This is a genomic window from Streptomyces sp. NPDC057445, from assembly GCF_042802855.1.
GTDB lineage: Bacteria > Actinomycetota > Actinomycetes > Streptomycetales > Streptomycetaceae > Streptomyces.
Genome location: NZ_JBHVDH010000009.1, coordinates 274,028 through 286,565, shown reverse-complemented (window position 1 = coordinate 286,565; position 12,538 = coordinate 274,028). Strand labels below are relative to the sequence as shown.

The window sequence follows — 12,538 nt, the reverse complement described above, 5'->3', positions numbered from 1 at the left end:
TCGGCCTCCGCCCCGCCGCCGGGCCCGACGGAGCAACGCCCACCTTCGCCGCCTGGCACGTCGGCCGGTGTCCCGGCTCGTCGCGGGGGACGGCCCGTGAGGCGTCGGCGCCTGACTCGCCATCGCATCGTGCCTTCCCCACGGCCGGTGCGCGGGCTCACCCCGGACGCCTGAGGCGGCTCAGGACGCCGGGGACCACCGGGGCGCCCCGGCGGCACCGTACTCCGCGTCCAGCGCGCCGGCCCGGGCCTGAGCGGCAGCCCGTCGGCCCTTCGGCAGTGCGGAGGCGAGCGCCTGCCACACCGGAAGGTCGTCCTCGCCCCACGGGCTGTACGCCCAGTCCGACAGCAGCCCTGGATCTGCGCGCGTGATCAGCGCTGCCCGCAGCTGGTCCGCCAACCGGTGTCTGAGGCGCCCGACACCGGGCGCCCGCGAACCCGGCAGCAGCGGACCGGGGTACCCGCCGAGTGCCGCCGCGACCGCACCCGAGGCCAGCCGCCGGGCCACCGTGTCGAAGTCGGTGTCCGGCGGCCCGGCCAGCCGGTACGGACGGGACAGCAGCAGCCGCGGCCCGAGCAGGGCGCGCAACCGGGACAGTTCGGCGCGCAGCGTGACCGGGGTGACATGTTCGTCCTCGTACAGCTCCAGGAGCAGTTCGTCGCCGCTCAGCCCCTCCGGGTGGTGGGCGAGCAGGACCAGGATCTCGCTGTGGCGGCGGCTCAGCCGCAGCTTGCGGTCGTCCGTGACGAGCAGCGCCTCGTCCCGGCCGAGGGCCGTCAGCTGCACGGCATGGCGCGCCGACGGCGGTGCCAGCAGCGCAAGGTGCGACTCGGCGGCCCGGGCCACCGCTCCCACGAACGCGAGACTGTGCGGATGGGCCAGCCGGTCGCCGCCCGTGATGTCCACCGCGCCCAGCAGCCGGCCGCTTCGGGGATCGTGGACCGGGGCCGCCGCGCAGGTCCACTCCTGCACCGGCCGCCGGAAGTGCTCGGCGGCGAACACCTGGACCGGACGGTCGACCGCGATCGCCGTCCCCGGCGCATTGGTCCCGGCCACCGACTCGGCCCAGCGCGCACCTTCCACGAAGTTCATCCGCCCGGCACGCCTGCGCGCGTCCGGATGCCCCTCGACCCACAGCAGTCGCGCCTGGGCGTCGCACACCGCGACGAGATGCTCGCCGTCGACGGCGTACACGCCCATGAGTTCCCGGATGACCGGCATGACGCGTGACAGCGGATGTCCGTCCCGGTACACACCCAGTTCGTCGTCGCCGAGTTCCACGGCCGCGGCACCCTCCGGGGCGACATGCGCGCGTGCGCACCGCCGCCAGGACTCGGCCACGACCGGCCGTACGGTCCGCTCCACGCTGCCCGCCGTCGCGAACCGCTCGTACGCCCGCCGCAGCTCGCTCACGCGCCGCGCCGGATCGTTCTCCGCCTGCAGTGCCACCCAAGCGTCGGTCAACTCGGCCTCCCGGTCGGTGACTTCTCCCGCAGGGCCATCGTCGTCCCCCACCCGGGACCCGACAAGCCTCGGGAACCGGCCGTCCGTGGTGTTACGCCCTGGGCGGCAACCGGTGCAGACGCACCTCCGTCAACTGACCCTGTGAGACCACCGCGGTCATGTACGTGCAGTACGGCTGACGCCGTCTGTCCGTCGGCGAACCCGGGTTGAGCAGCCGGGGGCCACCCGCCGTGGTGGTGTCCCAGGGGATGTGGCTGTGGCCGAAGACCAGCACGTCCAGGTCGGGGAATCGTTCGGCGCACCGGCGCTCACGGCCCTGTGCGGGCCCCGTCTCATGGACGACGCCGAAGCGCAGGCCGCCGAGTTCGGCGCGTGCCACCTCGGGCAGCCGGGCCCTCAGTGCGGGGCCGTCGTTGTTCCCGAAGACACCGATGAGCCGCCGGGCCCGTGCCTCGAACAGATCAAGCGTCGCCTCGTCCACCCAGTCGCCCGCGTGGACCACGGCGTCGGCCTGTTCGATCTCCGTGAGGAGCTGGTCCGGCAGTTGCCGGGCACGTTTGGGCACATGAGTGTCGGACGTCAGCAACAGCCGCACCGGCCGCCTCCGCTCGTGTCGGTCGCCGCGGCGACGTACGCGTTCTCCGGGCCTCGGTCAGGAGGTCGCCGCGTACGAGACAGGATCGTCCAGCACCGCACGTACCACCGAATGCGCCGCGCCCAGCAACGGGCCCTCGGAACCCAGCCGGGACACCGTCAGCGCCGGACGTGCGGGTTCCGCCGTGCGACGCGTCAGTTCCCGTTCCAGGGACGGCAGCAGCCACGGCGAGAGCCGTGAAAGGGCGCCGCCCAGGACCACGGCCCGCGGGTCGAGGAGATTGACCGCCCCGGCCAGCGCGATCCCCAGCGCCGCTCCCGCGCCGCGCAGCGCACGGCGCACTTCGCGGTCCCCGGCTCCGGCGCGCTCGGCGAGGAGCTCGATCGGCCGGTCGGTGGTGCCGAGCCCGGCGGCCCTCAGGACCGCTTCCTCGCCGGCGTACTGCTCCAGACAGCCGCGGCCCCCGCAGGCGCACAGGGGCCCCTCCGGACGCACGGGGACATGGCCCAGTTCGCCCGCGTACCCGTGCGCTCCGCGCAGCAGCCGGCCGTCGACGACCACGGCCGCCCCGATGCCGATCTCCGCCGAGACATGGACGAAGTCCTGGGGCGCCGGGTCCCCTCCGATCCACAACTCGGCGAGGGCCCCGAGGTTGGCCTCGTTGTCGACCGTGAGCCGCGGCCCGTAGGGAAGGCATGCGCCCAGATCGACGTCCCACCAGTCCAGGTTGGGGGCGCGGACGACGGTGTGGGTGTCCCGGGCCACCAGCCCGGGTACCGCGACCGCGACCCCGGCGGGGCGCAGCCCTTCGCCGCGTACGGCGTCGGTGACCTGGCGTACGAGTGCGGCGAGTTCCTTGAGAACAGGTTCGGGCGGACGGCCGCGGTTGTCGGCGCCGCTCGTCGCCCGGGCCCGCACCTTTCCGCGCAGGTCCACCGCGGCGACGGCAAGGTGGTCGACTCCGACCTCGGCACCGATACCGACGGGGCCGCGGCCGTTCAGGGCGAGCGCACTGCCGGGGCGTCCGACGGTGCCGGACTGCTCACGGCCGAGCTCCACCAGCAGCCCGGCGGCGGCCAGTTCGTCGACGAGGGACGAGACCGCGGCCCTGGTCAGCCCGATCCGGCCGGCGACGGCCGCGCGGGAGAGCGGTCCCTCGGCGGCCACTGCGTGCAGGACGAGCGACAGATTGCGCCTGCGTATGCCCTGCTGGGTGTTGGGCACTCCCCACGGTGTGTCGGCAGCGGGCGGTGGGGTCATGGCCGGTCCTCCTTGCGCAGCAGTGCCCCGCCGTCGGCCAGGACGGAGCCGATCCGGTCCAGTGCGGCACGGTCCACGGGGACCGGATCGTACGTGGGACCGTCCGCCGTGCCCCAGCGCCGGGCGATCCGTGCCGGGTCCTCGCCGGTGAGCACCCCCGCGGCCTGGGCGGCGGCACCGAGAGCGACGAGTTCGCGGGCGGCAGGTACGCGCACCACTCGCCCGGAGAGCCTTCGGACCGTCTCGCGCCAGGCAGCCCCCTGGGCGCCGCCTCCGATGAGCAGCAGTGGGGCGTCCTGTCCGGGTCCCCCGGCCGACACTCTGCCGAGGGCGTCCAGCAGCGCGTACACGGCGCCGTCGTACGCCGCCTGCAGCAGCTTCCCCGGTGTTGTGTCGTGCCGGAGTCCGTACAACAGCCCTGACGCACAGGGGAGTGGGGGAGTGCGCTCGCCGTCGAGGAACGGCAGCAGCACCTCCCGGCCGCCCGGCTCCACCGCCTCCCGGTCGCGGCCGAGCAGCTCGGCGACCCGGTCGACGGCCTGCGTGCAGTTCAGCGTGCAGGCGAGCGGCAGCCAGCGGCCACGGGCGTCGGCGAATCCGGCCACGGTCCCGGTCGGGTCGGCCGACCGATGCGAGGAGGTCGTGTAGACCGTGCCCGAGGTACCGAGGCTCATGACCGGCTGCCCGGCGGCGAGTCCGAGGCCGAGGGCTGCGGCCGCGTTGTCCCCGGCGCCCGGTGCCACCAGCGCACCCGCCGGAAGCGGCAGACCGGGCAGTTCACGCACCGTCCCCGCCGCCTCGAACGGGTCCACCACCTCCGGCAGCAACGCGGGGGAGAGTCCTGCGTCCCCGAGGATCTGCACGTCGTACGCCCCGGTCGCGGGCGTCCACCAGCCCGTGCCCGAGACGTCGGAACGGTCCGTGACGGCGCGGCCGGTCAGCCGCTCGGTGAGGAAGTCGTGCGGGAGCCGCACCGCGCGCGCGGCAGCCGCGGCCTCCGGTTCATGCTCACGCAGCCACGCCCACTTGGTGACCGTGAAAGCAGGGCCCGGCACGCTTCCGGTGCGCTCGGCCCACGCCTTCGGGCCGCCCAGGCGCTCGATCAGGCGCTCGCTCTGCGCCGCCGACCGTACGTCGTTCCACAGCATCGCCGGACGTACCGGCCGGCCTCGGCCGTCGAGCGTGACGAGCCCGTGCTGCTGCCCGGCCACGGACACGGCCGCGGCTCGCCGGGCCGGTGCACCGCACTGGCGCAGCGCGTCACCCAGGGCGGTCCACCAGTTCTCCGGATCGCTCTCACGGGCGCCGTCCTCGCCCATGACCGTGTGCGGAGCCTGTCCGCTCGCCACGACCCGGCCCGTCGCGACATCGACGACCAGCGCCTTCGTCGACTGGGTGGAACTGTCGACGCCGACGACGAGCGGCCCCTCGGGTGCACCCATCGGACTCTCCGTTTCCCTGCCGTCGTTGCAGTGCGCCGGGCGGCGTGCCGCACTGCGCCTTCCCTGCGCTGCTCCCGGATACTAATTTGTTAAGGGCCATGACGAAATATGCGCGGCGGAAGAAAGCAGGGAACCTCTCATGAGCTATCGGCCGACCCCCGACGACAGGTTCAGCTTCGGTCTCTGGACCGTGGGATGGCAGGGCAGGGACCCCTTCGGCGATGCCACCAGGCCGGCCCTCGACCCGGCCGGGACCGTGCGGCGGCTCGCCGATCTCGGCGCGTACGGCGTCACCTTCCACGACGACGACCTCATCCCGTTCGGGGCGGGCGGGGCGGAGCGCGAGGCGCACGTCAAACGCTTCCGGCAGGCCCTCGACGAGACCGGTGTCGTCGTGCCGATGGCCACCACCAACCTCTTCACCCACCCCGTCTTCAAGGACGGCGCCTTCACCGCCAACGACCGGGACGTCCGGCGGTACGCGCTGCGCAAGACCATCCGCAACATCGACCTCGCGGCGGAGCTCGGGGCGGGGGTGTACGTCGCCTGGGGAGGGCGCGAGGGCGCCGAATCGGGAGCGGCGAAGGATGTCCGTACCGCGCTCGACCGCATGAAGGAAGCCTTCGACCTGCTGGGGGAGTACATCACCGGACAGGGGTACGAGCTGCGATTCGCGATCGAGCCCAAGCCGAACGAGCCGCGCGGCGACATCCTGCTGCCGACCGTCGGCCACGCGCTGGCGTTCATCGAGCGGCTGGAGCGCCCGGAGCTGTACGGCGTCAACCCCGAGGTCGGCCACGAGCAGATGGCCGGGCTGAACTTCCCGCACTCCGTCGCCCAGGCCCTCTGGGCGGGAAAGCTCTTCCATATCGACCTCAACGGGCAGAACGGCATCAAGTACGACCAGGACCTGCGCTTCGGCGCGGGTGACCTGCGGGCCGCCTTCTGGCTGGTCGACCTGCTGGAGAGCGCGGGCTGGGAAGGCCCGCGGCACTTCGACTTCAAGCCGCCGCGTACCGAGGACCTGGACGGGGTGTGGGCGTCGGCCGCGGGCTGCATGCGCAACTACCTCGTCCTCAAGGAGCGCGCCGCGGCCTTCCGCGCCGACCCGGAGGTCGCGGACGCCCTGCGCGCCGCCCGCCTCGACGACCTCGCCCGCCCCACGGCGGAGGACGGACTGGAGGCACTGCTCGCCGACCGGTCGGCGTTCGAGGACTTCGACGTGGCCGCGGCGGCGGAGCGGGGCATGGCCTTCGAGCGGCTCGACCAGCTGGCCATGGACCATCTGCTGGCGGCGAGGGGCTGACGCAGGATCCGGCCGGGTGGCGGTCGGGTTCTGACGGGGCCCGTGGTCCTGCCTCACCGGTGCCCCGGCCTCCGGTACGAGCGGATTCCGCCCCGATCACTGGTCCCGTTCGCCGGCCCCGGCCGTGACCCCCGGCGCCTGTTCCCCTGTGTGTCGCACGCAGCCCATTCCGTGTGCGTTGGATTCCCCACCGACGCGCGTGCGGGCCGGCGCCGCCGAGTGCCTTCACCGGGAGCCTGATGAGTGCAGCTTCCTTGACGACGAACAGGATCTGGGCAAGTCCCATCGTCCAAGGTCAGAGCGTGTGCAGACTCCTGTGACGGTTCGCGTGCGCAGTGTCGGCGTGCCGTGTGGCCTGGGTCCGCAAGCCGATCGTGGGGTCCATCGAAGAGTCAGTAGACCATTCCATGCCGTCAACTCCATGCCGTCAGCGTGGTTGTCTCGCGCCGCACACGGGTGGCGGCGGGCCGTCGTGCCGGCGTCGCTGCCACGACTCACCGGCAGGTGCTCTGTGTTGCTCTGCCGCATACGGTGCGCCCGATGTGGTCGGGCTGGTCACCTGGGAGGTGAACGTCGACTCCACGGTCTGCCGGGTTCACCGGCACGCAACCGGGTCCCGTCCCAACGGGCAGGCCTCACTGCCGGACGGCGCGATGACGGCCCGCAGTTCGTGGCGGTCCGGGAAGCCGTCCGGGTGTCCGATCGGCCTTGCGCGGACAGGCTCAACGCGGATGGACGCTTCCTATACTGATCGAATGATCACCGTTCCGCTCAGCGCGCTCGAAGTAGCCATGGTCCAGACGGGCGCCCGGGCCGCAGACACGTTACGAGACACCACCGAGTTCGCCCGACGCCTGGAAGACCTCGGTTACCTGCGTCTCTGGTACGCCGAGCATCACCATTCTCCGGCCATCGGAGCGTTCCCGCCCGTCGTCCTGACCGCCCACGCTGCCGCGTTGACGTCGTCCATCCGTCTCGGTTCCGGGGGCGTTCTCGCTCCGAACCACGCCCCCATCATGCTGGCGGAGCAGTTCGGCACACTGGCCGCGATGCACGCGGGTCGTATCGACCTGGGCATCGGCCGTGGCCCGGGTACCTTCGACGAGCCGACGGCGCGTGCCCTGCGGCGTGGGGCCGGACCGACAACGGACGACGAGTACCGAAACGATGTGTCAGCGACTCTGCGTTTCCTGGTGGACGAGGTCGCGCTCGGCCCGCTCCCGGAGCCATGGCTGCTGTCCTCGAGCACGGCCGGTGCCGCGCTCGCCGCGGAACTTGGACTGCCGATCGCCTTCGCCCATCACATTCGTCCTGACAACACCCTTGCTGCGCTCAATCACTACCGTGAGCATTTCTCTCCCTCCCGCTGGTGCGACCGCCCCCGCGTGCTGATCTGCGTGGAAACGATATGCGCCGAGACGCAGAAGGAGGCGGCCTGGCTCGCAGGCCCGATGGACGTTGTCAAGGCCGGACTCCTCAGGGGACGAGGCGACATCCCCTTCCCCACGCCCGAAGAGGCAGCCACCCACTCGTTCGCCGCAGAAGAGGTGCAGGCGCTGGCGAGCTTCCGCGCCCAACAGGCACACGGCTCACCCGAGACCGTCGCGAAGCACCTGATGGACCTGGTGGCTGTGACCCGTGCGGACGAACTCATGCTGGTGACACCCGTCTACGCGTTGGCCGACCGCTTGAGGTCGTACGAACTCGTCAAGCAGCACATCATGACGCCGGCGGCGACATAGCGGCGATCACCACGTGGCCCGGCGTGACGTACGACGGCAGATCCGATGCCGGAACTGCCAGCAGGCAGATCGGGCGTCCAGCGTGATGGTTGCCCTCAGGGTCCAGGTTCCAGGGGCCAGGGGCCAGGGGCCATGCCGTGCTTCGCCGCGCAGACGAGTGGGCGGTCTCCATCGCCGATACCGCCACGCTTGCGCAGCCAGGGCGTACGTCGGGTCACGTCTCCGGGAGCAGCGCCGCCAGAGCCGACACCGGGTCAGGTGCCGACGGACCCGCGGGAGTCCAGCGGCCCTGGGTCTTCAGACAGGGCCACCAGCGCCCTTCAGGTCCCAGGCGGAGCTGGGCCTCCGCACCCACGACGGTCCAGCGCCCGGCGCCCGCATCCCGCAGCCGGGGACGTTCCCCCTCTTCCCGGTCCTCCGCCAGCTGGGCCCTCGCCCGGGCAAGGGCCTCCCCGTCGGGGATCCAGTCGTTCTCCAGGACCGCGAGGGCCGCGGCGCCGCCGAACCGCCAGGCCTTGACAGCGAGTTGCAGGTCGGCGGGCTGTCTGCCCGAGCCTGCCGCGAGCCTCGCCATGACCGCTGTCGGGACAGTGTTCTCCCCATGCGCCGCGGCCAAGCGCACGGCGTCCTGCCCGGTCGTCAACTCCGGTTCGGAGGGCTGCCGTTCATGCCCCGCCGCCAGCGCGTCTGCCAGCATCCGGTGGGCCCGTGCCGCCGCGTCCGCAGCGAGGAACTCCAGGGCGTCGGCCTCGATACCCGGCGCAGCCGTGTCCGTGTCCAGTGACTGCGGCGCTCCCGGCTCCGGCGGCAGCGAGGGGGCCGACGGCAGCGGAGGGAGGATGTCCGCCGCGCTGAACGCCTCGTCCGCACACACCCCCTCGGCCGGAGGCGCCGGACGCGCTTCGCGCTCCGCGCGCGCCGCCGTCCGCTGCTGCAGCTCATCGAGCAGCCGGCGCTCCCCGCGTCCGCGCAACAGCAGCAGCACGAACGGGTCCTGGTCCAGCAGGCGCGCCACCTGGTAGCACAGCGCCGCCGTGTGCGAACACAGGTCCCATGCCTCGCAGGTGCACTCGGGCTCGAGATCCCCGATGCCCGGCAGCAGTTCGACCCCGGCGTCCGTCGCGTCCTCGACGAGATGCGGCGGCATCTCCCGGTCCAGCAGGGCCGCGATGTGCCCCGCACGGTCGACCGCCATGTCAAGGAAGCGGTCCCAGGCGGCGCCGTTCAGCTCCTGCAGCAGCACATCGCTTCGATGGCCGGTCCCGTCCCGGTCCTTCACCACCGCGGTGATCCGCCCGGGCCGAACGGAGACGGCGCCCACTGCCCCGTCCCGCGCCTGCTTGCGCCCCTTCTTCAACTGCTCCGATTCCAGCGCCGTGTCCTCGAGGGCACGCAGCCAGGTCCGTCCCCACCAGGTCTGCGCGAACGCCCGCCCCCGCGCCGGCGGCAGCGCCGCGAACGTCCGCTCGTCCTCGTAGCCGCCGTCCTCGTAACCGCCGTCCCTGTGACCGCCGCCCTCGTCAGCGCCGTCCGTGTATCCGCTGTCCGTCATCGTGCGTCCCCTCGCAGCTCGACCAGTTCCGCCAGCTCGGCATCGGTCAGTTCGGTGAGGGCTGCCTCGCCGGAACCGAGCACCGCGTCCGCGAGCTTCCGCTTGCGCTCCAGCACGGCCGCGATGCGTTCCTCGATCGTGCCCTCGGTGATCAGGCGGTGGACCTGCACAGGCTGGGTCTGGCCGATGCGGTACGCACGGTCCGTGGCCTGCGCCTCCACGGCAGGGTTCCACCACCGGTCGTAGTGCACGACATGACCGGCCCTCGTGAGGTTCAGCCCGGTTCCCGCAGCCTTCAGGGACAGCAGGAACACCGGCACTTCCCCGTCCTGGAAGCGACGCACCATCGCCTCCCGCCCGGCAACAGGCGTACCGCCGTGCAGAAGCTGCGTCCGCACCCCGCGCGCCGCGAGATGCCGCTCCAGCAGCCGGGCCATCTGCACGTACTGGGTGAACACAAGGACGCCCGCGTCCTCGGCGATGATCGTGTCGAGCAGTTCGTCCAGCAGCTCCAACTTCCCGGAGCGGCCCGGGACCCGCGGCTGTTCCTCCTTGAGGTACTGCGCCGGATGGTTGCAGATCTGCTTCAGCGCGGTCAGCAGCTTCACCACGAGACCGCGGCGCTCCATCCCGTCCGCCCCGGAGATCGCCGCGAGGGTTTCACGGACCACGGCCTCGTAGAGTCCCGCCTGCTCCGGGGTCAGGGAGACCGCACGGTCGGTCTCGGTCTTCGGCGGCAGCTCGGGCGCAATGCCCGGGTCGGACTTGCGACGGCGCAGCAGGAACGGCCGTACGAGCGCGGCGAGCCGCTCGGCCGCGGCCGGGTCCCCGCCTCCCTCCACGGCCTGCGCGTACCTCGTACGGAATGTGCCGAGCCGGCCGAACAGTCCGGGTGTCGTCCAGTCGAGGATCGCCCACAGCTCGGACAGATTGTTCTCGACCGGTGTGCCGGTGAGAGCGACGCGCGCCTGACCACCGATCGTGCGCAGCGCTCTCGCCGTCTCCGAGTACGGGTTCTTGACGTGCTGTGCCTCGTCGGCGACGACCATGCCCCAGGCGACCGCGCCGAGTTTCGCGGCGTCGAGCCGCATCGTCCCGTACGTGGTGAGGACGAACTCCCCGTCCGCCAGGGAGCCGAGGCTGCGGACCGCGCCGTGGAAGCGGCGCACGGGTGTCCCGGGCGCGAACTTCTCGATCTCGCGCTGCCAGTTGCCCATCAGGGACGTCGGGCAGACGACGAGCGTGGGCCCGGCCGACGATTCGTCGGTCTGCCGGTGCAGATGGAGGGCGATGAGGGTGACGGTCTTGCCGAGACCCATGTCGTCGGCGAGACAGCCACCGAGCCCGAGCGAGGTCATCCGGTGCAGCCAGTTCAGTCCGCGCAGCTGGTAGTCGCGCAAGGTCGCGGCGAGCGCTGCGGGCCGACCGGTTGTCTGCGCTCCTCCCTCGGGGTCGGCGAGGTGATCCCGCAGCCGTTCCAGCCACCCCGACGCATCGACCTCGACCCGCTGTCCGCCGACCTCGGTGGAACCGGTCAGCACGGCGCGGAGCGCCTCGACAGGAGTGATCTCGTGGTCCTGGCGCGCCCGGACGCGGCTCGCCTCCTTCGGGTCGATGAGCACCCATCGGTCGCGCAGCCGCACCACGGGCCTGCCTGCCTCGGCGAGTCGGTCCAGTTCTTCACGGGTCAGGCGCTGATCGCCCAGCGCGAACCGCCAGTCGAAGCAGAGCAGAGCCTCAGCCGAGAGGAACGACGGCATCGCGGAGCCGGGCGGATCCGCTTCCTCCGATGCCTCCGTGCCCTCCGCTCCCGGCGTTGCCTTCGTACCGTCCCGTGGGCCGATCACCGCTCGCGCCGTCAGCGTGCGGGCCAGTGCCCTGGGCCAGTGAACCTGCACCCCGGTCGCGGCGAGCGCCCGCGAGGCGTCGCCGAGCAGTTCGGTGATCTCTTCGTCGGCGAGCTCGATCGCATCCGGGACGGCCGCCGAGAGCAGCGGAGCGAGGGGTGCCCAGGCGCGTGCCGCCCGGCGCAGCGCGAGCAGCGCGTCCATCCGTGCGCGCGCCCCGAACACGGCGTCCTGCCCGCCCGCCCAGACCTCCGCGGCGTCCGCGACGAGTGCGGGGTCGCCGACGCTGTGCATCTGCAGCACGGCGCGGAAGGACGCCTCGTGCGCGCCGGTACCGGTTTCGATGTCGGCCGCGGCGTCGGTCAGGCCCTGCATCTCCACGCGCAGGGACAGCCGTACGCCCGCGTCATGGCCGGCCGCCACATCCTGCGCCCACGCCCGTGCCTCCGGCAGCCGCTGTGGTTCGTCCGAGGCGAACGCGCCCGAACCGGTCGCGAGCGGTGCTGCAGGTGTGCGCGGAAGTCCGTCGGCGACCGCGTCGAGGAAGGCCCGCAGCAGCCGTTCGGGTTGGTGCAGCCGCAGCGGCCGTGCCGTGGGGTCGAGCGGGACGGCGTGCGCGGACGGCGGCATGGAAGCGGCGAGCGTACGGACCAGGTCCAGGTCGTCCGCGGTGAGCGGGCCGACCCGCCAGGCATCGTGGTCGCTCGTGGTGAGACCGGGCAACAGCATTCCGCGCGCGACGAATTGAAGGGCGAGTACGGTCGCGGCGCCCCAGAACGCCCCGGCGGAGGATGCGCCGGGGAGCACCCGCGCCCGGGTGAGGACGGGCAGTGCGTCCCGTACCGGCAGCAGCCGGGCCCGTACGGAACGAGTACGCACGCCGCTACGTCCGCCGGTGACCACGGTGAGGGCCTCGACCGGGCCGCCGGAGCCGGTGGGCGGCTCGTCGCCTTCGGGGTGCCAGAACGCCACTCGGCCCGTACGGGCCGGATCCGCGGGGAGGAAGGCCGCGGAACAGTGCGCGAGTTCGGAGATCTCGAAGAGCGTTGCCGCGGGAAGCGTGTGCACAGCGATGGCGCATTCCTCAAACTTGACTAGCTGGACCGGGGGTCGCCGAGGCTACCTCACGCGTGCCTCCGGCGGGAGCGTCGCCATGGTGACCCACCTCACGTACCCGGGGCGGGGTGGAGCCAGCACCACCCCGCCCCACCGGGCATCCCCCCACTGCTCCCGGGTGGTGGCGCCATAGCCGCCAGTAGTCCCGAATTCATACGTTTCCTCAGGTCAGAGCAATGTCAGGAGTCGAACGCGCCCGCCGGCGCGACGGCCG

General features: G+C 72.4%; 8 protein-coding genes. 2 read left to right on the top strand and 6 right to left on the bottom strand.

Annotated features, from left to right (window positions below; translation table 11 throughout):
- Nucleotides 1-180: 180 nt before the first annotated feature.
- The 4 genes from ACFU5O_RS21460 to xylB form a co-directional block, all read right to left on the bottom strand.
- Nucleotides 181-1,464 carry a GAF domain-containing protein gene (locus tag ACFU5O_RS21460; protein WP_384242740.1) on the bottom strand — a complete coding sequence of 428 codons (1,284 nt, stop codon included), beginning with the start codon at nucleotides 1,462-1,464 and terminating at the stop codon, nucleotides 181-183.
- Between the two features lie 91 nt (nucleotides 1,465-1,555).
- Complete coding sequence (locus ACFU5O_RS21455) at nucleotides 1,556-2,059, bottom strand: metallophosphoesterase family protein (RefSeq protein ID WP_384242737.1); 504 nt, start codon at nucleotides 2,057-2,059, stop codon at nucleotides 1,556-1,558.
- Nucleotides 2,060-2,116: 57 nt separating this feature from the next.
- The gene (locus tag ACFU5O_RS21450; protein WP_384242735.1) at nucleotides 2,117-3,319 is read right to left on the bottom strand and encodes an ROK family protein; all 1,203 of its coding nucleotides are present in this window, start codon (nucleotides 3,317-3,319) and stop codon (nucleotides 2,117-2,119) included.
- On the bottom strand, nucleotides 3,316-4,761 hold the full coding sequence (gene xylB / locus ACFU5O_RS21445) for a xylulokinase (protein ID WP_384242733.1): 1,446 nt from the start codon (nucleotides 4,759-4,761) through the stop codon (nucleotides 3,316-3,318). Before xylB ends, ACFU5O_RS21450 begins: the two co-directional genes overlap by 4 nt.
- A gap of 139 nt (nucleotides 4,762-4,900) precedes the next feature.
- On the opposite strand from xylB, the gene xylA reads away from it, so the two are divergent.
- Both xylA and ACFU5O_RS21435 read left to right on the top strand, forming a co-directional pair.
- Complete coding sequence (gene xylA / locus ACFU5O_RS21440; protein WP_384242730.1) at nucleotides 4,901-6,067, top strand: xylose isomerase; 1,167 nt, start codon at nucleotides 4,901-4,903, stop codon at nucleotides 6,065-6,067.
- Between the two features lie 755 nt (nucleotides 6,068-6,822).
- Nucleotides 6,823-7,809: an LLM class flavin-dependent oxidoreductase gene (locus ACFU5O_RS21435; RefSeq protein WP_384242727.1), complete on the top strand. Its 987-nt coding sequence runs from the start codon at nucleotides 6,823-6,825 to the stop codon at nucleotides 7,807-7,809.
- Nucleotides 7,810-8,023: 214 nt separating this feature from the next.
- Here ACFU5O_RS21435 and ACFU5O_RS21430 read toward each other — a convergent pair whose 3' ends face one another.
- Together ACFU5O_RS21430 and ACFU5O_RS21425 are read right to left on the bottom strand one after the other, a co-directional pair.
- The gene (locus tag ACFU5O_RS21430; RefSeq protein WP_384242725.1) at nucleotides 8,024-9,361 is read right to left on the bottom strand and encodes an SWF or SNF family helicase; all 1,338 of its coding nucleotides are present in this window, start codon (nucleotides 9,359-9,361) and stop codon (nucleotides 8,024-8,026) included.
- Nucleotides 9,358-12,276, bottom strand: a complete 2,919-nt coding sequence (locus ACFU5O_RS21425; protein WP_384242723.1) for a DEAD/DEAH box helicase — start codon at nucleotides 12,274-12,276, stop codon at nucleotides 9,358-9,360. Before ACFU5O_RS21425 ends, ACFU5O_RS21430 begins: the two co-directional genes overlap by 4 nt.
- Nucleotides 12,277-12,538 lie beyond the last annotated feature (262 nt).